Source organism: Myxococcus sp. AB036A, assembly GCF_006547355.1.
Classification (GTDB): Bacteria; Myxococcota; Myxococcia; order Myxococcales; family Myxococcaceae; genus Myxococcus; species Myxococcus virescens.
In genome coordinates this window covers 1-20,124 of the sequence record NZ_VHLC01000034.1, presented here as the reverse complement: position 1 = coordinate 20,124, position 20,124 = coordinate 1, and the positions used below count along the sequence as shown (strand labels likewise).

At 68.5% G+C, this 20,124-nt stretch carries 21 protein-coding genes; 7 read left to right on the top strand and 14 right to left on the bottom strand.

Features of this window, described 5'->3' with window-relative positions:
* Positions 1 to 56 precede the first annotated feature (56 nt).
* From FL344_RS16170 to polX, 4 genes are all read right to left on the bottom strand, one after another.
* The gene (locus FL344_RS16170) at positions 57 to 2,252 is read right to left on the bottom strand and encodes a M4 family metallopeptidase (RefSeq protein ID WP_141619167.1); all 2,196 of its coding nucleotides are present in this window, start codon (positions 2,250 to 2,252) and stop codon (positions 57 to 59) included.
* A gap of 227 nt (positions 2,253 to 2,479) precedes the next feature.
* Entirely contained in the window at positions 2,480 to 3,199 is a 720-nt protein-coding gene (gene mrtX / locus FL344_RS16165) for a myxosortase MrtX (protein ID WP_141619166.1), read from the bottom strand.
* A complete protein-coding gene (locus FL344_RS16160) occupies positions 3,196 to 3,816 on the bottom strand; it encodes a serine protease (protein WP_141619165.1) in 621 nt (206 codons plus the stop codon). Before FL344_RS16160 ends, mrtX begins: the two co-directional genes overlap by 4 nt.
* A gap of 19 nt (positions 3,817 to 3,835) precedes the next feature.
* Positions 3,836 to 5,581, bottom strand: coding sequence for a DNA polymerase/3'-5' exonuclease PolX (gene polX, locus FL344_RS16155; protein ID WP_141619164.1), 1,746 nt, complete (start codon positions 5,579 to 5,581; stop codon positions 3,836 to 3,838).
* A gap of 78 nt (positions 5,582 to 5,659) precedes the next feature.
* Between polX and FL344_RS16150 the strand changes: the two genes are divergently transcribed.
* The 7 genes from FL344_RS16150 (at position 5,660) to FL344_RS16120 (ending at position 13,216) form a co-directional block, all read left to right on the top strand.
* Positions 5,660 to 5,977, top strand: coding sequence for a Rieske 2Fe-2S domain-containing protein (locus FL344_RS16150; protein ID WP_090488932.1), 318 nt, complete (start codon positions 5,660 to 5,662; stop codon positions 5,975 to 5,977).
* Positions 5,978 to 6,183: 206 nt separating this feature from the next.
* Positions 6,184 to 6,651, top strand: coding sequence for a molybdenum cofactor biosynthesis protein B (locus FL344_RS16145; RefSeq protein WP_141619194.1), 468 nt, complete (start codon positions 6,184 to 6,186; stop codon positions 6,649 to 6,651).
* Positions 6,652 to 6,816: 165 nt separating this feature from the next.
* Positions 6,817 to 8,859, top strand: a complete 2,043-nt coding sequence (locus tag FL344_RS16140; protein ID WP_141619163.1) for a M20/M25/M40 family metallo-hydrolase — start codon at positions 6,817 to 6,819, stop codon at positions 8,857 to 8,859.
* Between the two features lie 106 nt (positions 8,860 to 8,965).
* Positions 8,966 to 9,322: a GatB/YqeY domain-containing protein gene (locus FL344_RS16135; RefSeq protein ID WP_141589781.1), complete on the top strand. Its 357-nt coding sequence runs from the start codon at positions 8,966 to 8,968 to the stop codon at positions 9,320 to 9,322.
* A gap of 183 nt (positions 9,323 to 9,505) precedes the next feature.
* Positions 9,506 to 10,411: a TIGR02757 family protein gene (locus FL344_RS16130; protein WP_141619162.1), complete on the top strand. Its 906-nt coding sequence runs from the start codon at positions 9,506 to 9,508 to the stop codon at positions 10,409 to 10,411.
* Positions 10,412 to 10,499: 88 nt separating this feature from the next.
* Entirely contained in the window at positions 10,500 to 12,065 is a 1,566-nt protein-coding gene (locus FL344_RS16125; RefSeq protein ID WP_194863130.1) for an ATP-binding protein, read from the top strand.
* Positions 12,062 to 13,216 carry a hypothetical protein gene (locus tag FL344_RS16120; protein WP_194863129.1) on the top strand — a complete coding sequence of 385 codons (1,155 nt, stop codon included), beginning with the start codon at positions 12,062 to 12,064 and terminating at the stop codon, positions 13,214 to 13,216. Before FL344_RS16125 ends, FL344_RS16120 begins: the two co-directional genes overlap by 4 nt.
* 50 nt (positions 13,217 to 13,266) lie before the next feature.
* Here FL344_RS16120 and FL344_RS16115 read toward each other — a convergent pair whose 3' ends face one another.
* From FL344_RS16115 to hsp20, 10 genes are read right to left on the bottom strand one after another with little or no spacing between them, the layout of a single operon-like run.
* Positions 13,267 to 13,653: a gas vesicle protein gene (locus FL344_RS16115; RefSeq protein WP_020478783.1), complete on the bottom strand. Its 387-nt coding sequence runs from the start codon at positions 13,651 to 13,653 to the stop codon at positions 13,267 to 13,269.
* A 34-nt stretch (positions 13,654 to 13,687) separates the two neighbouring features.
* Positions 13,688 to 14,014, bottom strand: a complete 327-nt coding sequence (locus FL344_RS16110) for a gas vesicle protein K (RefSeq protein ID WP_141589785.1) — start codon at positions 14,012 to 14,014, stop codon at positions 13,688 to 13,690.
* A 48-nt stretch (positions 14,015 to 14,062) separates the two neighbouring features.
* On the bottom strand, positions 14,063 to 14,284 hold the full coding sequence (locus tag FL344_RS16105) for a gas vesicle protein (RefSeq protein ID WP_011552834.1): 222 nt from the start codon (positions 14,282 to 14,284) through the stop codon (positions 14,063 to 14,065).
* A complete protein-coding gene (locus FL344_RS16100) occupies positions 14,281 to 14,562 on the bottom strand; it encodes a gas vesicle protein GvpG (protein WP_141619160.1) in 282 nt (93 codons plus the stop codon). The genes FL344_RS16105 and FL344_RS16100 overlap by 4 nt, the downstream gene beginning before the upstream one ends.
* Positions 14,559 to 15,368 carry a GvpL/GvpF family gas vesicle protein gene (locus FL344_RS16095; protein WP_141619159.1) on the bottom strand — a complete coding sequence of 270 codons (810 nt, stop codon included), beginning with the start codon at positions 15,366 to 15,368 and terminating at the stop codon, positions 14,559 to 14,561. The genes FL344_RS16100 and FL344_RS16095 overlap by 4 nt, the downstream gene beginning before the upstream one ends.
* A 30-nt stretch (positions 15,369 to 15,398) precedes the next feature.
* Entirely contained in the window at positions 15,399 to 15,623 is a 225-nt protein-coding gene (gvpA, locus tag FL344_RS16090) for a gas vesicle structural protein GvpA (protein ID WP_141589788.1), read from the bottom strand.
* Positions 15,624 to 15,630: 7 nt separating this feature from the next.
* Entirely contained in the window at positions 15,631 to 16,398 is a 768-nt protein-coding gene (locus FL344_RS16085) for a GvpL/GvpF family gas vesicle protein (RefSeq protein ID WP_141589789.1), read from the bottom strand.
* Positions 16,395 to 17,237 carry a GvpL/GvpF family gas vesicle protein gene (locus FL344_RS16080; RefSeq protein WP_228565098.1) on the bottom strand — a complete coding sequence of 281 codons (843 nt, stop codon included), beginning with the start codon at positions 17,235 to 17,237 and terminating at the stop codon, positions 16,395 to 16,397. The genes FL344_RS16085 and FL344_RS16080 overlap by 4 nt, the downstream gene beginning before the upstream one ends.
* On the bottom strand, positions 17,234 to 19,369 hold the full coding sequence (locus FL344_RS16075) for a CDC48 family AAA ATPase (protein ID WP_141619158.1): 2,136 nt from the start codon (positions 19,367 to 19,369) through the stop codon (positions 17,234 to 17,236). The genes FL344_RS16080 and FL344_RS16075 overlap by 4 nt, the downstream gene beginning before the upstream one ends.
* Complete coding sequence (gene hsp20 / locus FL344_RS16070; RefSeq protein WP_141589791.1) at positions 19,366 to 19,890, bottom strand: archaeal heat shock protein Hsp20; 525 nt, start codon at positions 19,888 to 19,890, stop codon at positions 19,366 to 19,368. Before hsp20 ends, FL344_RS16075 begins: the two co-directional genes overlap by 4 nt.
* Positions 19,891 to 20,124 lie beyond the last annotated feature (234 nt).

The following is a 20,124-nucleotide window of genomic DNA, read 5'->3' as shown; positions in this document are numbered from 1 at the left end:
TCCGCGGTGTGTCGCGGGCCGGGCCGGGCTTGGGTGTCTTCAGTGAAGCGGGAGGACTAGTTCACGCCGACGGCGGTCCAGCTCTCCTTGACCTTCGCCACTTCAGCGGAGTCCGCGCCGTAGAGGTCCGTCGCCGCGTTGATGGTCGCGGTGCGGGCCTGGGCGAACGTGGTGCTCGGCGTCATGTAGTGAGCCAGGGCGCGGTAGTAGATCTTCAGGCCCTTCTCCATGCCGATGGCGTCCTTCACCTCGATGCCGGACGTGCGGTTGGTTCCGCCGTTGGTCAGCAGGTAGAAGGCGTTGTTCGCGATGCCGCTGGAGCCGTGCACCTCGGTCTGCTTCGGGTAGTTCTTGTAGTTGTCGACCGAGTAGTTGTCCTTCGTCGGATCGTCCATGTAGCGCAGACCGTCGGTGGGGTCGCCGTCCTTCGGCGTCCAGGCCGTCTCGCCCACCGTCCAGTTGAACTTCACGTCGGGGTTCTTCTGGGACGCGTACCACTCGAGGCCAGCGCCCATGATGTCGCTCATCGCCTCGTTCAGACCACCGGACTCGCCGCGGTAGATGAGGCCGGCGGTGCGCTCGGTGAGGCCGTGGGCAATCTCATGGCCCGCGATGTCCAGCGCGGTGAGCGGACCGGAGTTGCGGCCGTCGCCGTCGCCGTAGCTCATCTTCTCGCCGTCCCAGTACGCGTTCACGTAGTTGTTGCTGACGTGGACGTAGGACACCAGCTTCTCACCCGCGCCGTCGATGGAGTCACGGCCGAGGATGTCCTTCATGTAGTCGTACATCATCTGGCCGCCGTAGTGCGCGTCCACCGCGGCCTTGTTGCGCTCCGGGTCCGTGGCCTCGCCCCAGACGTCGTTGTTGTCCTTGATGGGCGTCTGGCCGCTGGCGCGCTCGCGGTTCATCGCGTCGTAGGTCGCCACGCCCTTGCCGCGCGTGCCGTCCTCGAGCGTGTACGTGCCGTCCGCCTGCTTCTTCGTTTCCAGCGCGACCTTGCCGCTGTACATGGACGTGTCGTCCGCGATCTTCTCGCCGGGACCGGGCTCGTTGGGCTCAACGGCCTTCGGGGTGATGGTCAGGCCCCAGCTGTTCAGCGTGCCCGTGTCGCGGCGCGCGTTGTCCTTCACCGACAGCGTCCACTCGCCCTTCGCGGACTCGCCCGCGAAGGCGCTCAGGTCGAAGCTGCCCTTGATGTGGTCCGCGCTGCCGCCCTTGCGGTTGTGCACCGTCTCCGACTTGCCGGAGGGGCTGGTGAGCGTGACCGACAGGTCGCCCTTGAACGTGTGGTCGATGTCCAGGTCCAGCTTCAGCTGGTCCACGGTGCCGTCCTGGGTCACGTTGATCTTCGACGTGACGGTGGCCAGGTCGGCGATCTCCGCCTTCGGCGTGGCCGAGGCCTTGATCTCGGAAGCCGTCGCGGCAGCGCCGTGCGCGTGGTCCGCGCCGTGGGCGTGGTCGGCGTGGTCCGCGCCTTCGGCGTGGCTGTGGCCGTGCGCGGCGCCGTGCTGGCGGGCGAAGCCGTCAATGGTGTTGAACTGCTCGAAGAGCTTCCCGGTGTTGGCGTCCACCAGGTAGTTCATCTTGCGCGGATTGTCGGTGCCATCCACGTTGGTGACTTCCACCCGGTAGGCGGAGTGGTACTCACCGGAGATGTCCTTGTAGATGACGCGCTCGGAGTTCGGCTGGCGGTCCGGCTTGCCGTCGAACGCCTTCATCGCGATGTCCAGCGCCTGGCTGTGCGACACCTTGGGCTTCTCCTTGCCCAGGCCGGCCGGGATCTCAGACTGGTCGCCGGTGGTGCTCTTGACCTTGCCCTCGGCGTCGAGGTGCGTGACGACCTGCTCGCCGAAGACCTTCACGCCCTCGTGCTGGCGGTCCAGACGCACGTGCGTCATGCCCAGCGAGTCACGCTCCACGCTCTTCGGCGTGTACGCCGGGAACTGCACGCCGCCGATGATGCCGGGGTTGCGGATGGAGGTCTGGGTGGAGGGGGTCAGGTGCGCCAGCGACGTCTGGATGGCGGTCTGCGCCTCGCGGCTCTCCAGGGAGAGCCGGCCCACGGGAGGCGGCAGCGGCTTCAGCGTCTTCTCCGCGCGCGCCAGGTCCGACGTCTTGGCCGCGGGACCGAACCCGTCCTTGATGACGTTCGGGGCGATGGTCGCGGGCTTGGCGGCCGTCTTCGACTGAGCCTCGGAAGCAGCAGTGGAGCGAATCGTGGGCTTCGGACCTTCGGTGCGGCGAATCGTCATTGGGGGTCTCGAACTCAGTGCAAGGGGGTTGAAGAGTTATCGCCGCAGTGTGGTGCAGAGTTTCTTGCGATATTTTCGACGCAATAAGCCATTCTCGGAAGGCAAGTAAAACCTTGTCGAGATTCCGTTGAAATCAGGTTACGGGCGCGTAAACACGCCCATTTTTCACGGGTGGTGCGCTCGGTGCTGCTGCATGGAGTGGGGGGCGCGGCGAAACTCGGCAGAAATCAGCCGAAAAAAGAAACCTCGAGAAACCGCACATAGAGGTTGCAAGCCGCGTGAAACAGGGCGGCGCCGATGACGGTGCCGGAGCGCTCCCGCATCCACCCGAAGATCAGCGCTGGGAAGAACACGGACAGCCGCCACGCCTGGAAGATGGCCAGGTGGCCCAGGGCGAACAGCAGCGCCGTCAGCCAGAAGGCGGGGCCCAGCCGGCCCCCCAGGAACTTGCGGCCCTGGGGCCAGGCGTCGCGCAGCCGCGTCTGGAGGTAGCCCCGGTAGAAGAACTCCTCTGGCAGCGCGACGACGAAGAGCTGGTCGATGAACCACTCGCCGAAGCGCGGGGGCAGGCGGGGCTGGAAGCGGGCCTCGCCCATCAGCGGAGTGAGGTGCTTGGCCAGCGCCGGGGGCAGGTGGGGGAGCACCTCCACGAACGCGGCGAACCCCAGGAAGAAGAGAGGGCCCACCACCGCGGACAGCAGCAGGAACAGGCGCAGGTCCTCGCGCCACGCGCGCAGCGACAGGCCGTAGTCCCCGTAGTCCTCGTCCCGCCAGCGCATGGGGATGAGCGGCAGGTAGAGAAAGCCCACGGTCGCGACCAGCTTGGGGACGCTGGTGCCGCCCAACAGGAGGAACGCGGCGACGATGGACAGGAAGCCCACGGCCCACAAGCCCACCGCTTCCTGCACGGCGTTCGGTCGCCAGGGCGTCGTCACGGCCTGGGTCATGGCATGTCCACCGACGCCAGCTCCACCTTCACGGCGCTCAGCGGAAGCACCCGGCAGCCGCGACGGTGCTTCTTCACCACCACCGCCACCAGCCGCGCCTCCGCGTCGAAGACGGGGCTGCCCGCGGGCAGGGCCAGGGGGATGTCATAGAAGGGGGCCTGGGTCGCCCGGGCTCGCGCCGGCACGGGGCGCGCGGGCTGGCCTTTCTTGGCGGGGAGGACGCCCACCAGCCAGCGGCCCTCAAGGCTGTCTCCGTCCCGAAGCACCTTCACGGGCGCCGCCGGGTACGCGCCATCCGGAGCGGCGAGCACCGCAATCTGGAGGTCCTGGCTGGCCATCACCACGCGGGCGGGCAGCGTCTTTCCGTCGTGCTCCACCGTGGCGGCATTCAAGCCGGTGAAGCTGGCCCCCACTGGAGTGACGGAGGTGAGGACCTGCCCCGCGGACCCCACGAAGACGCCGGGCCCCGCGTTCCGAGGCCCCTTGACGTGCACCACCGAGCGCCCGTGTCGCTCCAGCACCCGTTGGAGGTCGGCGCGCGAGGGCTTGTCGGCCTCCGCCGCGGCGGAGGCGAAGGGGAGGAGGCAGAGGAGGAGCAGCGGCGGCAGGCGGGACATCGGCGGGTGCCGCAGCCTATCACCGGCGCTCGCGCAGCGCGGTGACGAAGCGGTCCGCCGGGAGTGTGTTGAGCACGTCCCGCTTCCGGGCCCAGCCCCGGCGCGCGGTGGCCACCGCGAAGGCCAGGTTCCTCAGGTCCTCCTTCTGGTGTGCGTCGCAGCTCACCACCAGGCGGACGCCCTGCTGCACGGCCTGCCGGACATATTCGGCCTTGATGTCCAGGCGCGCGGGCTTGCCGTTGACCTCCACGGCCACGCCGCGTTCGGCGGCCCGCTCCAGGACCTCGTCCATGCGGACGGGGTAGGGCTCCCGGCTGTTGATGAGTCGGCCGGTGGGGTGCCCCAGAATCTGGAGGCAGGGGTTGTCCATCGCGGTCAGCAGCCGGCGCGTCATCTGGTCCTCGTCCATGCCGTGCCGGACGTGGATGGAGCCGATGACGACCTCGAGCTGCTCCAGGACGCTGTCGGCGTAGTCGAGCGCGCCGGACTCCAGGATGTCGACCTCGATGCCCTTGAGCAGCCGCACGCCGGAGACGGCCGCGTTGATGCGGTCGATCTCCTCCCACTGGCGCTTGAGGTCATCCACCTTCAAGCCGCCTGCGTAGATGGCTGCCTCGCTGTGCTCGGTGATGGTCAGGTACTTCAGGCCCAGTGCCCGCGCCGCGAGCGCCATCTCCTCCAGGCTGTTGCGCCCGTCGGACCAGGTGCTGTGCGCGTGGACCGCGCCCTGGACGTCCTCCAGCGTGAGCAGGTCCTGGGGAAGCGTTCCCGCGCGTGCGGCCTCCACCTCGCCGTTGTCCTCCCGCAGCTCGGGGGGCACGTACTGCATGTCCAGCAGGGCGTAGAGCCCGGACTCCTCCGTCACGGGCACCTTGGTGCCGTCGTCCCGGTGGACGCCCCATTCGGAAATCTTGAGGCCGCGCTCCTGCCCCAGGTTGCGCAGGCGGATGTGGTGCGCCTTGGAGCCGGTGAAGTGGTGCAGGGCGGTAGCGAAGTCCTCGTCGGGGAGCACGCGCAGGTCCACCTGGAGGTCTCCGGCCTCCAACCGCACGGAGCATTTGCTTTCGCCCTTGCCCAGCACCGTGGCAACGCCGGGGGCGTTCGCCAGGGCATCCAACACCGGTTCAGCCTCCGGCGCGGAGGCGATGATGTCCACGTCCGCCACGGTCTCCGCCTGCCGGCGCACGCTGCCGCCCAGGCTGGCGCGCACCACGCCCGGCGCGGCCTTCACCCGCTCCAGCAGCGCCGTGGCCACCGGCAGCACCTCGCCCAGCAGCTTGCGCTCGCCGCGCGCGCGGCGGTACAGGGCGATGCCTTCCAGCATCTTCGCTTCGCTCTTCGCGCCGAAGCCGCGGACCTGCCGCACGCGGCCCTCACGGCAGGCCCGTTCCAGCTCCTCGATGCTGCTCACCTGGAGCTCACGCCAGAGCGTGGCCACCTTCTTCGGCCCCACGTCGGGCAGCTGCGTCAGCTCCAGCAGCCCGGGAGGAAACTGCGCCCGCAGCTCCTCCAGGTAGCCGAGCCGGCCGGTGGACACCAGCTCGGAGATCTTCTCGGCGAGCGCGCGGCCGATGCCTGGGAGGCTCTCCAGCCGGCCTTCCGCGACCAGGGGGCCCAGCTCCTGGGGCAGCCCGGCGATGCGGTCCGCCGCCATGTCATAGGCGCGGACGCGGAACCCGCTTTCGCCCTGGAGCTGGAGCAGGAGGGAGATGTCACGGAGGACCTGGGCGACGGTGGCCTTGTCGACAGCGGTGGGGATGGTCACGTCGGGAGTCACTGGGAGAAGGTAATGCCCGGGCATCGGGAGTGCAGCCAGTCCCGCGTTGTGGGAAAAGGGGCCGCGATGACGAAGATCAAGCTGGGACCGGCGGACTTCGCCGAGAGAGAAATGCGGGGCTACGAGGTCGGCAAGCGCAACGTGTGTATCGCGAAGATCCACGGGCGCTACAAGGGCCTGGATGACTGGTGCAACCACGCTGGATGTCTGCTGTCCGGCGGTCGCATCGAGGACAACATGGTCGTCTGCCCGTGTCATGAGGTCGGTTTCGACATGGACACCGGGCGCAACGCGACCTCGCCGGGGGTCTGTGACGACCAGCCGACGGTGCAGGTCGCGGTCGAAGACGGCACACTCGTCATCGACTGGCCCGACACGCCCTGAAGTCCCTCTCGCACTCCGGAGCACCTGTCATGGCACACGACCACGACCACGACCATGGGCCTCACGGGCACCATCACCATGACCACGGGCCTCATGGGCACCACGGGCATGACCACGACCACACGCATCATCACCACGACCACCATCATCACCACCCGCACGGCCACGACCACGGTCCGGCGGAGGAGCACAAGGCGCGAGCGCCGGTGCATGTCAGCACCTTCATCGTGACGTGCTCGGACAGCCGCGATGCGGCGCGCGATGACAGTGGCCGGGTCCTGCGCGAGGGCCTGGAGGCGGCGGGCCACGGCATTGCTGGCACCATCGTGGTGAAGGATGAGCCGGAAGCCATTCGCGGCGCGTTGGAAGCCGCGCGCGAGGCGGGGGCCCGGGCCGTGTTGTTCACCGGAGGCACCGGTATTGGCCGGCGCGACTGCACGGTGGAGACGCTGCGTCCGCTGTTCGAGAAGGAACTGCCAGGGTTTGGTGAACTCTTCCGGATGCTGTCCTACCGACAGGTGGGGAGCGCGGCGATGATGTCCCGCGCCACGGCGGGCACCTATCAGGGGATGATTCTCTTCGCGCTGCCGGGCTCGCCCAAGGCCGTACGGCTCGCGCTGGAGGCGCTCATCCTCCCTGAGCTGGGCCACGCCGTGCGTGAGCTGTCGCGTTAGCGTCCGCTCCGCGTTTGTCTCAAGCCATGAGAATGGCTGAGGCCGGCGTGTTTTGTCGCGAGCAGTGTCCCCTGTTTTCGCCGGAAGTGTAAGTTGACGGTGAAGGCAGGGACTTCTCTTCCTGCCATCTCAACCGCACGTCCCCGCCTGGCAGTGGAGAAACGTATGTCCATGAAGCGCCTCGCTTCAGTCCTCCTGGTGCTCTGTAGTGTCTCGGCGTTCGCGAAGGCGCCCCCGGCGAAGGCGCCGGACCGCGAGGTGTGGATCACCCTCGGCTCCGATGCCCTCGAACACGTCAACGCCGCTTTCGCCAACGCCGGACATGCGGCGCCGTCGATGAGAGGGCAGAAGGCGGACGTCACCGCGCTGCGCGTGCGTGAGTCCCAGCTCAACCTCATCTCGCGGATGATGCACGAGAAGCTCAACCGCTGCGGTGGCTTCATCTACCACGACACCGAAGCGGCCGCGCTCGCCGCCCTGGACCCGTCGGTCGCGGCGAAGGCCGCCAAGGCCACCGCCGTCACGTACAGCCTCGACAACGCGTCGACAGTCAACGCGTTGCAAGCGGGGGTTCAGGAACTCTCCATCCGAGGGGTCATCGACCATCTGTCCAGCTATGCGACGCGTTACTACACGTCGACGACGGGCGTGGCGTCCGCCAACTGGCTGAAGGGCTACTGGGAGTCGCTGGTTCCTGCGACACGCTCCGACGTCACCGTCGAATTCTTCAACCACGCCTTGTGGGCGCAGCCTTCCGTCATCTTGACGATTACCGGCACCACCCTCTCGGAAGAGGTCGTCGTGCTCGGTGGCCACTTGGACTCCACCAGCAGCGGCAGCACGGCTCCCGGCGCGGACGACGATGCATCGGGAATCGCCACGCTCACCGAGGTGATTCGCGTGGCCATGCTCCAGAACTACCGCCCGGAGCGCACCGTGAAGTTCATGGCCTACGCGGCCGAGGAAGTGGGCCTGCGCGGCTCTTCGGCAATCGCCGCCAAGTACGCGGAGGATGGAGTCGACGTGGTGGGCGTGCTCCAGCTCGACATGACGAACTACAACCTGCGGTCGAACATCGACGTGGCCCTGGTGAGCGACCGGACGAACGCGGCGCAGAACACGTTCGTCACCAACCTCATGGACACGTATCAGCCCGAACTCGAATGGACCACGACGACGTGTGGCTACGCGTGCTCGGACCATGCGTCGTGGACGAGCGCGGGCTTCGCGGCCTCGATGCCTTTCGAGGCGCCGCTGAGCGCGTCCAACCCGTACATCCACTCCGTCAATGACACGCTCCACAACAGCGGGGGCGATGCCCGTCACGCGCTCAAGTTCGCGAAGCTGGCCGCCGCGTATGTGGCGGAGCTGGCGAAGGGTGGGGTGACGATCGACGTGACGCCGCCGGAGGTCGCCATCACCGCCCCCGCCGCCGGCAGCACGGTGACTGGAATTACGACGGTCACCGCCTCGGCCACGGATGCTTCCGGTGTGAACCGCGTGGAGTTCTTCGTGGACGGCGAACTGAAGGCGACGGACACCACGGCGCCTTACGCGTTCGACTGGGACACGGCCGCGGTGCCCAATGGCAGCCACACCGTGACGGCGCGGGCGGTCGACCTCGTGGGCGTCGCGGCGACCAGCGGCGGGGTGTCCGTGACGGTGAGCAACGCGACCAGTACGGCTGGATTCGATTCAGTCCTGGGGGCGCCGCGGTGTGCCTCGGCCTCCAACGCGTGTGATTCCGGCACGCTGCTCAATGGCCGCGGCGGCTACGTCGGGCCCGAGATGAACGCGCCGAACACCATCAAGAACTCCTGCAAGGACGGCTTGTCGGGTGTGCACCTGGTTGACCAGTCGAACGAGCGCATCGTGGTGTCCTCGCTGGACGGGACGAACTTCGCGCCGGGCAAGCTGGTGCGCGTCGACGCAACGGTCTTCGCCTACAACAAGCTCAACGACAAGCTGGACCTGTTCTACGCGGCCGACGCCAACAACCCTGTCTGGCAGCTCATCACCACGATGCCCGTTCCGTCCAAGGGCCTCCACACGCTGTCCGCCACCTATACGCTGCCGGAGGGCAGCGCCGCCCAGGCCGTGCGAGCGGTCTTCCGCAACCGCGGAAGCACGGCACCTTGCGTGGAGGGCAACTACAACGACCACGACGACCTCATCTTCGCCGCGCAGCCGTCCGCGTTGCTGCGCTGACGCTCTTGGTGCATCGGGTCCCCAGGCTTCGTCGCTGTCTGGGCCTGGGGACCTCTGACGGAGCGCGCACCTTGAGTCGCCCCAAGCGCGTCGATAGGGTGCGCGCATGCGAACGGTGGATGAGTGGAAGGCGGTACTGCGCGCCGCATTGAAGGAGGCCATGCGCTCGCGGAGCTCGCAGGCTTCAGCGGTGCTTCGCGAGCTGCTCGCGGCCATCGACAACGCGGAAGCACCGGACATGCGCGTGGCGCCCACCGCCGTGGGTGACGTGTTCGCCGGAAGCGCTGGTGGGCTGGGGCATGGCGAAGTGTCCCGGCTGGCCTTGACTCCGGAGGCCGTGCAGGCCGTCATCGACCGCGAGCTTCAAGAGCGGCGCGACGCGGTGGCCCTCTACGAGAAGCTCGGCAAGCAGGACGAGGCGAGTGCCGTGAAGGCCCAGCTGGATGTGCTCCTGGCGCTATGAGGCGCGAAGGCGCGCGAAGGCGCGCGAATGCCCGCGGCGAGCATCGGGAAGACGGGCGGGCCGCCTGCCGTTCCTGGACCTGTGGGACTGCCTGACGTGATACCGCGCTCGAAGAGACGCACTGCCCCGGTTGCTGGACTCTCGCCCCGAGCCGCCGAGCACCTCCGGCCACGGCTGGAGGCCGTGCTGACGTCCACCGACGCGCGCGCCCGCATCGCCTTCGATCCGGTGGAGTTCCCGCACCGTTACCAGGACCCCCGAGACATCGAGGTCAGCGCGCTGCTGGCGGCCGGGTTGGCGTACGGCCGCGCGGACCTGTTCCGTCCCAAGGTGGACGCGCTGCTGCGCCGCATGGGGCCGTCTCCCGCCGCCTTCGTCACGGCGCTCGACGTGCGAGGCGCGCGGGCGCTGCTCGAAGGCTTCGTGTACCGCTTCAACGTGGGCACGGACGTGGCGGTGCTCCTGCTGGGCATGGGGCGTGTGCTGCGGGAGCAGGGCAGCCTGGAGGCGCTGTTCCTCCAGGGGCTCCAGTCGCGTGACACCCTGCACGGCGCATTGGACCACTTCACGACGGGCCTGCGCGCCATCCCCATGGACGCCTTGCGAAAGGCCCTGGGGCCGGAGCGCGGCCTGCATCACCTGCTGCCCTCGCCGCTGGGTGGGGGAGCGGCCAAGCGGCTCAACCTCTACCTCAGATGGATGGTGCGGGGCCCGGACACCGTGGACTTCGGCATCTGGAAGCGCGTGCCACCTTCCGCGCTCCTGATTCCTTTGGACACCCACATTGGTCGCATCTCGCGGCACCTGGGACTGACTCACCGCAATGATTTGACGTGGCGCACGGCGGAGGAGGTGACAGCCGCGTTGCGCGTGTTGGACCCGGCCGACCCCGTCCGTTACGACTTCGCACTGTGCCACTACGGCATGAGTGGGGCTTGCCCCGCCCAACCCGTGCCGGAGAATTGCGGTCGCTGCCCGCTGCTGCCGGTGTGCGCCGTGGGGCCACAGGTGGTGGCGACGGCGACCCGCCGGGTCCAAGGAGCCACCGCTCGGAAGCGCAGGGAACTGTCGGCGACGCGACGACGTTGACCGTGGAGCGCCCGGGCGCTGCAATGGGCAGGTGGCTTCGGCTCCTGCGCGCGGAACCCGGGGCTCATGGGGCCGGAGGATTGACGCCGTGTTTGTGACGCTGGTGGCATTACCTCCCGAGGTGTCGGAGGAGGTCGAGCGAGGGATTCTCGAGTCCGACGCGGGGCGGAACTGCCAGATCTTGCGTGTGCCCCTGGCGGGTACCTTGCCCGGGGCCATCTCCGAGGGACTCATCATCCTGTGGGACGACGGCGGCCCGCTGTCGGAGCTGTGCACGAGCTGTCAGCGGTTGAATGCCCTGCGCGGCGTACCCCGCACGCACCTGGTCGTGCTCACGGGCCGCACGCCTGTGGAAGCCGACGCCCTGGCCGCAGCCGGTGCGGATGAGTGTCTGCCCGCGCCCGGGACACACTGGGGCGTGCGGCTCGCGAGCCTGCGCCGGCGCCTGTCGGCGCTGTCGGATGGAGATGCCCTGCCCACGCCGAGCCTGCTCGAAGCCTCGGACCGCGCGCGGCTGGAGTCGCAGTGGGTGCTGGCGGATCGGATGGCATCGATTGGCACGCTCGCCGCGGGCGTCGCGCACGAAATCAACAACCCCCTGTCCTACGTCAGCTCCAATCTCTCGTACCTGCGCGAGCTGCTCGCCCAGCCGGAGCTGTCCCACGACCAGCTCATGGAGCTGCGTGAGGTGGTGGCCGAAGCGCAGGAGGGCGCTGGACGCGTCAGCGCGATTGTCCGCGACCTGCGCACCTTCTCCCGCGCGGATGAAGAGCTGCATGGTCCGGTGGACATGGTGCACGTGGTGGACGGCGCGCTGCGGCTGCTCCGCAACCAGATTGGGTTGGTCGCCCGGTTGACGTGCACGTTGGAGCCGGTGCTGCCCGTTCATGGCAACGAAGGGCGCCTCACCCAGATTGTCGTGAACCTGCTGTTGAACGCGCTCCAGGCGCTGCCGGACCGTGCGCCCGAGGAGAACCGGGTGCGGGTGTCCCTGCGCGCCAGCAGCAGCCGGCACGTGGAGCTGGAGGTCTCCGACAACGGACACGGCATGGCGCCGGACGTGCAACGCCGCATCTTCGACCCGTTCTTCTCCACCCGTCCTGTCGGAGAGGGCACGGGGCTGGGGCTGTCCATCAGCCTGACGCTGGTGCAGGCCATGGGTGGACGCATCGAGGTCTCCAGCGCGCCCGGCTGGGGCAGCACCTTCCGCATCGTCCTGCCCGCGCAGGCCGCGGGCTGGACGGATGGCGCGGAGCAGACGCAGGTGGTGGAGCCGGCGCCCGCTCGCATCCGTCGACGTCTGCTGCTCATCGATGACGAGCCCTCCGTGGGCAACTCGGTGAGCCGGCTGGTGCGTGACGTGTATGAGATTCACGTCGTCCAGGACGCGCGCGAGGCCCTGCGCTTGCTCTCCATGGGAGAGCGGTTCGATGCCATCCTGTGCGACGTGATGATGCCGGGCATGAGCGGGCTGGACTTCGTGGTGGAGCTGGAGCGGCTGGCGCCGGACCTCGCGCTGCGCACCGGGCTGATGACGGGGGGCGCCTTCACCGCGCAGGCGCGTGAGTTCGTGGGCCGCCGCACGCGCGGGCTGCTGGAGAAGCCCTTCGAGCGCGAGCGCCTGTGCACCTTCGTGGAGCACCTCTTCCAATGATGCGGGTGGTGCGGCGGAGTCTGGCGGCGACGCTGGTGGCGCTGCTGGCCGCGGGCTTGTTCGTGGTGCCGGGGTGGCTGCAGGGCTTGTCGCTGGTGGTGCGCGCGGCGGGCATGCAGGGCCGCGTGGAGACGGCGCTCGCGGACTGGCGCACCGGGCCCTTCGAGGTGAGTGACGTGCAGGTGCCCACGCGTCACGGCCCGGTGCGTGCCCGGTTGTACCGGCCGGTGACGCAGCGCGGACGCACGGTGGTGCTGACCTCGGGCGTCCACGCGGATGGCATCGACGAGCCTCGGCTCGTGAGGCTGGCGGAGGACCTGGCCATGGGCGGCCAGGCGGTGCTCACCCCGGAGCCGCCGGACCTGCTGCGCTACGAAATCACGCCGCGCCTGCCGGACATCATCGAGGACGCCGCCGTGTGGGCCGCGTCGCAAGCGGACCTGGCGCCCGACGGCAAGGTGAACCTGTTCGGCATCAGCTTCTCCGGCGGCCTGTCGGTGGTGGCGGCAGGACGGCCCGCCTTGCAGGACCGGGTGGCGGCCACGCTCTCCTTTGGCGGCCATGGGGACTTGCCGCGCGTGCTCACCTTCCTGTGCTCGGGCGAGCTGCCGGATGGAAGTCACCTGGCCCCGCATGATTATGGCGTGGTCATCATCCTGCTCAACGTGGCGGAGAAGCTGGTTCCTCCCGAACAGGTGGAGCCCCTGCGCGCGGGCATCCGGACCTTCCTGCGCGCATCCCATCAAGCCATGGTGGATGGCCGCCTCGCGGCGGAGACGTTCGCCAAGGCGCGTGACCTCCAGGCGGGGCTGCCGGAGCCTGCGGCCACGTTGATGGGCTACGTGAACACGCGCGACGTGGCGGCGCTGGGCCCACGCTTGCTGCCCTTCGTGAAGACGTTCGCCGCGGACCCGGCGCTGTCGCCGGAGCGCTCGCCGCCGTCCACCGCGCCCGTCTTCCTGCTGCATGGCGCGGGGGACACGGTGATTCCCGCCATGGAGTCCAGCCGGCTGGCCGCGGCTCTGCGCCCCCACACCGAGGTCCACGCGCTGGCGACGCCGCTCATCACCCACGCGGAGATGGACGGGCCACAGGCACTGATGGATGTGTTGCGGCTGGTACGCTTCTGGGCGGACCTGCTCGACGCCTGAGCGGCGCCGGCCTCCGCTTCGCGAGGCGATGCTCGCGGCGGTGCGCCTCCCTATACCTTCTTGGCCTTGGGCGCGCGTCTGGGCTTGGGAGCAGCACGTGGGGCCGGAGCCGCCGGTTCGGCCGAGGCACCTCGAGCCGGAGCCGCCACGGGCGCCTGAGCCGCCGAGAGCTGCTGTCGCGCACGGGAGCTGAAGTTGGGGTTGGTCGTCCACCAGTCCAGGCCCATCTCCTGCGCCCGCTCCACCGAGCAGATGATCAGTCGGATCTGGATGGTCAGCAGCTCGACGTTCGTCAGATTGATCTTGATGTCCCCGGTGATGACGATGCCCTTGTCCAGCACCCGCTCGAGGATGTCTGCCACGGAGCTGCTGCGGGTCGAGGTGGGCGGGTAGTGTCGCTGAGGGGGCGGCGTCACGCGATCGTCGATTTGGGCCATGGCTCCTCGCTCTCTGTCCGCTGCTCGGCCAGCCTCACAGCGTCGTGCCCAGCGGCCCGAGGTCCAGATTCAGGTCCTCGTCCGTCAGGTGGAATTGCTTCTTCAAGTCATCCATCTGCTCCTGCAGGCGTAGGAAGGTGACGCCCAGCCTTTCAATCTGCTCCTCGCTCAGTGAGCCGCCGTCAATCCGTCGCAGCGCCTGCCTCTCCAGCAACTGGCGGATGAGCTCGACGACGGCGAGCACCAGCCGCACCAGCCCGGCCTGGACGTTCTCCTCGTCCAGTTCCAGCTTGGGCGGCTTCGTCGGCTCCAACGCTCGCGCGAGCTCCTCCACCGCCTGTGGTGCGCCCTCGACTGCCATGGTTCACCCCGTCTCCCATCCCGCGCGTGGGCGGGTCCTCCTCCCGCCTCACTGCAAGCGTTGCGGATGTTCGGGAAGGGTGCCCACCTCCAGCGCCGTCTCCACCGAGGTCAACAGCAGCCGCAGGCCCAGGTAGATGAGGTCCACGTCGGCCACCGAAATCACCAGGTCACCGCTGATGACCACGCCCTTGTTGAGCACCCGGTCCAGCAACTCCAACACCGAGGCGCGCTCCTGCTGTGCCTCGGGTGTCGTCGCCTGCCCGTTCATCTGTTCTCACCTCCAGGGCCTGTTTCAGGAGTCGCAGGCCCTGCCTCCTTTTGCGCTGCCTTCAACGCGTCCAGGCGGTCGAGCAGTTGCGACTCCTGCTCGTCGAACTGCTCCTCCGTGATCTCGCCGCGCTCGAGCTCCTGGTACAGGTCGCTCAGGCGGGTGCGGAGGTCGGTCTGCTCCTGGGCCTGTTCGTCCTGCACGGCCTTGTGCACCGAGCGGAAGATCCACGCGATGCTCCGGACAGGGGCCATCAGGATGTCATCCAGGACAATCACGGCGCCCCCTGCGCTGCCTCCTCCACCTGCTCGAAGTGGATTCGCAGCTGGGTGAAGTGGTACGGCGGCCAGGGGCCGGTCACGTCCACCTGGAAGTTCTCGGGCAGCGTCGCGCCCAGCTTCTTCACGGCCGCGTTGAAGGCGCCGACCTTCTTTCGTGGCACCAGCGCGGCCAGATTCACCACCTCCGACTCATTGCGCGGCTCGTTGATCACGGTCTGGCTGGCCACGGACTCGATTCCATCGAGCACCTTGTCGGCGGTCGCCTCACGGAAGCCGTTGAGCAGGTCGACGAAGTACTTCCCCAGCTCGATCTTCTCTTCGCGCGACGGTTCCCCCTCGCGGTAGAGGTCGTCCCGCATCGCCGTGAGCTCGGGGAAGGCGTTGACGTAGTACCCGAACGCATCGGGGTCGCTCAGCCGGATCCGAAGGCCCAGCTCCACGTTCCCTTTCACCTCACGGAGCTGCGTGAGGAAGTCGTTCGCGTGCTCGGCCAGCAGATTCCGGACCTCCCGTTCGCTGCCGGCAATGATGCCGAACGCGACCGGCAGCATGGGCGCCTGGTCCATCACCTGGCCCAGCACTGCGCTGTGGGTGCTGAGGAGTTTGCGCTCCGGCCGAAGCGTCTGCTGCTCGATATTGCTGACGATGGCCGCCAGCTTTCCGGACGTCACCGGGTGCACGTCCGCACCCTGGATGCCGGGCGTGTCGAGGTTCAGCGAGTCGACCACCTCTATCGGAACCACCGCGTACAGGTAGCGCCCCTCCGGGGTGGACTTCTCGTGTCGAGTCTTGGCGCGTGGCATGACGTTGTCCTTTCCCGTTCAGGTGGAGCTTCAGACCGCGGCAGGCGCAGCCGCAGCGGCGGTGAGGCCGATGGCGTCGGCGTACTTGAGGTAGGTCTCGACCGAAGCGATCACGACGCGTGCCTCGATAGAGAGCACCTCGATGCCGACCAGCGAGACCTTCACCCAGGCATCGACCACGATTCCCTTGTCCAGGATCCGGTCGATGACGTCGCCCAACGAGGACGTCCCGGTAGAAGTTGAGACATTTGCCATGACGTATTCATCCTTTCTCTTGGAGGTGCTCCAGGTCGGCGAGGGCCGCGAGGGCAGGCTTTGCCAGGTCTGCCACGAAGCCGTAGGGGGGCCACGGGCCGCTGCACATCACCTTGCCGGGGCCGTCTTGCTGGAAGCGAAGGAAGGCCCGCCGGAACTCGGCGAGCTTGGGGCGCTCCACCAGGAAGGCCATGGAGAGCAGCTGCCCGTCTGGGCGAGCGGCATGGTCCCAGGTGCAGCGGACGAACAGCCCGGAGAAGGCCGCCTGCGCCCGCTCCGCCATGCGCCGGGCCGCGCGGTCCACACGTGTCTGCTGCGCGTAGAAGCGACGCCGGTTGTCCAGGTAGGCCCGTCCGCGGGTCTGGGCGTCGGCCTCGGTGGGCGCCCCTGTCTGCTCCGGGGGCTCGGCCACATCCGACTCCTGGAACAGGATGCGCAGACCCATCTCCTCACAGCCCTCCACCTGGGCCAGCGCGTCCGAGAACTGCTGCTCGTAGCGGTGCAGGAACTCCACCACCTGTTCGGGGTGATGGACGAAGCAGCCGTAGCGCATGGGCAACACCGCCAGTCGGCGGTGCAGCTGCTCGACCACCCGGGCGTACTCCAGCGCCTGCTCGATGCCGGCCGAGGAGGCCAGCTCCTCCGCCACCGGCGAGATGGCCGCAGCCAGGTTGCCGTGCTTCACCGCCATCAGCGGCGCCTGGTTCAGCCCCGGCGGCAGCGCCTCCTTCGTAGCCTGTCGTGCGTCCAGGATGCCGTACACGATTGACTTCACGGCCGCTCCTCCAGGCTGGGGCAGAAGCTGTAGGGAGGCCAGGGGCCGGTCGCCTCCACCGTCAACCCTTGCGGCTGGTACCGGGCTGCGAGCTGCTGCACGCGCTGGGTGAACCGCTGCACCTGCCCGGCGCGCACCAGGAACGCGGAGTTCAGCACCATGTCGTCCTGCCGTCCGGAGAGCCCGCGATCCGCCAGGCGCAACGGTTTCACCGAGATCGCCCCCGGGGCGAGCTCCTCGCGGATGTGGGCCGCCAGGCTCTGTCCCTCGTTGCGGCTGCGCACGTCGAGCTCGCGCTGCATCTTCTTCTCGTGGAAGTAGCGCGCGCCAGGAGACTCGGGGAGGTGCTGGAGGCGCTGGCGGAACTCGGGCGCTCGCTCCAGATGCGCGCGCAGGCGCTGGGCGTTGGCGTAGACCTTGACTGCCCATTCCTCCTTGTCGGCGATGTCGTCGAGGAAGCTGGAGATCTCCTGCCGGTGGGCGTCGACCGCCTTGGACAACGCTCGCGGTGAGGAGAAGATCGCCCCGAAGCTCACCGGAAGCACCGGCGAGGACTGCATCACCTCCTCGAGCACGCCCTCGTGCCTGACGGCCCGGGGGGCCACCCACTCCAGGTCCTGGGTGTGGTCCGCACCCTCCGGCCCCAGGAACTCCTCCATCGAGAGAGGACTGTAGATGGCGGCAAGGTTCCCCAGCTTCAGCGCCCGCACGTCGGCGGCGCCGCTGACACCGGGAACGGAGAAGCGCTCCACCGCCCCTGCGCGCGTGAAGCCATAGACGTACAGGGCCTGCTGGCCCTTGCGGCGCCCCTGCACACCGGGATTGCTGTGGGCTCTCATGGCCGGCGTGCCTCCTTGTGCCCACGGATTGCCTTGAGCAGGCTCTCGGATGTGATGACGAGGCGCTTTCCCTTGCCGCTGATGACGTGACGCACGGCTTCCCAGGCGGCCTGGTTGCACACGGCCTGGATGTCGGCGCCGGAGAAGGACTCGCTGCGTGTAGCGAGCACGCCCAGGTCGAGATCCTTCTCCACGGGCTTGTCGCGCAGGTGGACCTGGAAGATGTCGCGCCGCGCCTCGCGGTCCGGCAGCGGCACGTCGACGAGCAGGTCGAAGCGTCCCGGGCGCAGCAGCGCAGGGTCGAGCAGGTCCGCGCGGTTGGTGGCCGCGAGCACCAGCACGCCGGTCAGCTCCTCGATGCCATCCATCTCGGCCAGGAACTGGCTGACGACCCTCTCTGTGACGCGCTCGTCCATCCCCCCGGCGGAGCGCGTCGGCACGAGCGAGTCGATCTCATCGAAGAAGACGATGCAGGGGGCCGCCTGACGGGCCTTCTGGAAGGTCTCGCGCACCCCCCTCTCGGACTCCCCCACGAACTTGCTGAGCAGCGCCGGGCCCTTGACCGAGATGAAGTTGACCTGGCTCTCGTGGGCGGCGGCCTTGGCCATCAGCGTCTTGCCGCAGCCGGGAGGGCCGCTCAGCAGCACGCCCTTGGGCGGGCGGACCTTGGCCCGCGCGAACTCCTCGGGATACCGGAGCGGCCACTCCACCGCCTCGATGAGCCGCTGCTTGAGCTGCCCCAGTCCGCCCACGTCCTTCCAGCCCACGTCCGGGGTCTCCACGAACACCTCGCGGATCGCCGATGGCCCCACCTCGTGCAGCGCCGCCTGGAAGTCGGCCATCGTCACCTGGACCTGCATCAGCTCGTCGTAGGGAATCTCGGCCGAGGCGAAGTCGATGTGGGGAATCAGCCGGCGCAGGCAGAGCATCGCCGCCTCGCGGCACAGGGCCTGGAGGTCTGCGCCTACGAAGCCGTGCGTCACGGCCGCCAGATGGTCCAGGTCCACGTCCTCTGCCAGCGGCATGCCCCGGCTGTGGATGGCGAGGATCTCCTTGCGCGCCGTGCGGTCCGGGATGGAGATGGCGATCTCACGGTCGAACCGCCCCGGGCGACGCAGCGCCGGGTCCAGCACGTTGGGGATGTTGGTGGCGGCCAGCACGATGACGTGCCGGCGTTGGGCCAGGCCGTCCATCAACGACAGCAGCTGCGCCACCACGCGCTTCTCCACCTCGCCCTGCACGTTCTCGCGCCGGGGAGCGATGGCGTCTATCTCGTCCACGAAGATGATGGCCGGGGCCCTGCGCTGGGCCTCGTCGAAGATCTGCCGGAGGTGGGCCTCACTCTCTCCGTAGAACTTGTGCATGATCTCCGGGCCGGTGATGGTGAAGAACGCCGCCGCCGTCTCGTGGGCCACCGCCCGGGCGATCAGCGTCTTGCCGCAGCCCGGCGGGCCATACAGCAGCACCCCCTTGGGGGCGTCGATCCCGAGCCGCTCGAACACCTCCGGATACCGCAGCGGCAGCTCCACAATCTCGCGGATGCGGCCCAGCTCCCGCTTCAGCCCACCCACGTCCTCGTAGCTGACGGCGCGCGCCCGCTCGTGCGCCACCTTCTCCTTCTCCGGCGCCTTGGCGACCTCCAGCAGGGTGTTGGGGTGAATCACCACCGCCCCCACAGGAGCGGTCTCGACGACGCGGAAGTCGGCCGTGCGGCTGCCGAACAGCAGCGCCCGGACCCGGTCTCCCTTCACCACCGGCAGTCCGTCCAGCAGCGTGCCGATGTAGGCCAGGTCACGCTGCGCGGGGGTGAACTCCAGGGGCGCCAGCACGACCTTCTCGGCGTGTCGGGCGGGGGCCAGGGTCAGCGTCACCGGTTCGTCCAACTGCACCCCGGTGTTGGCCCGGGTCACACCGTCAATCTGGAGGATTCCGCGCCCCCGGGCGTCCGGGTAGGAGGGCATCACCTTGGCCGCACTGCGGCGCTTGCCGGACAGCGTGACGATGTCGCCGACATGCGCCCCCAGCCGCTTCATGTCGGCGGGGTCCATGCGGGCGAGGCCACGGCCCAGGTCCTTGCCGAGGGACTCGGCGGCGCGCAGCGTCCGCGTATGTTCCCGTGTCGCGACGGTCACGAGCGGCGCTCCTCCTGGGCGGTGAGGCGGATCTCGAGGACGCCGTTGCGGCAGCGGGTGTGCATCTGCCGGCGGGTGAAGCGCCTGGGGAGCAGGACCTCCTTGTGGTACTTGAGCGCTTCGTGCTCGGCATGCAGGGTCAGGATGTCTTCGCGGAGCTCCAGCGTGATGTCCTTGCGGTCGACACCCGGCAGCTCGGCCACCACCAGCACGTCCGGCCCCTCTTCGAAGACATCCACCAGGGGCTCGCGGATGGGGTGGACGACCGCCTTGCCGGTCTGGTGATCCTGGCGGATGTTCCCGAAGGGCTCCACGCGCGGAATGCCGCTCGGTTGACCGGGTGTGCCTCCGCCGATCCGCACGTTGAAGCCATAGACGCCCCTGAGCCCCTTGTCGGAGGCTCCAATCTCTCCGGAGCGTTGGAGCTGTTCGCCCTTCTCCGCGAGCTCCGCCAGTTTCGTGACGAGGGTGGTGATTCCTTCGAGGAACCCTCCACCGCTGATGCCAGTCTTCTCTGCCATTGCTCCACCTGTCGTGATTCAAAGCTCTGGCGTCTCCCCCTCCATGCCCAGCGGCAAGACGCGAAGGTGGGGATTCCGCCCGCCCCATGTCCGGCGAGGAGCGGCACGGATAGGGGCCGGCTGGTGATGCCTGGTAGTGGATGTCGGCGCATCGCCTGAGGGGGCTCATCAGTCATGGCGTCCCCACTGCCCATCGCCCGGGAGGTGGCAGATCGACCTGGCAGGGGCGGGAGG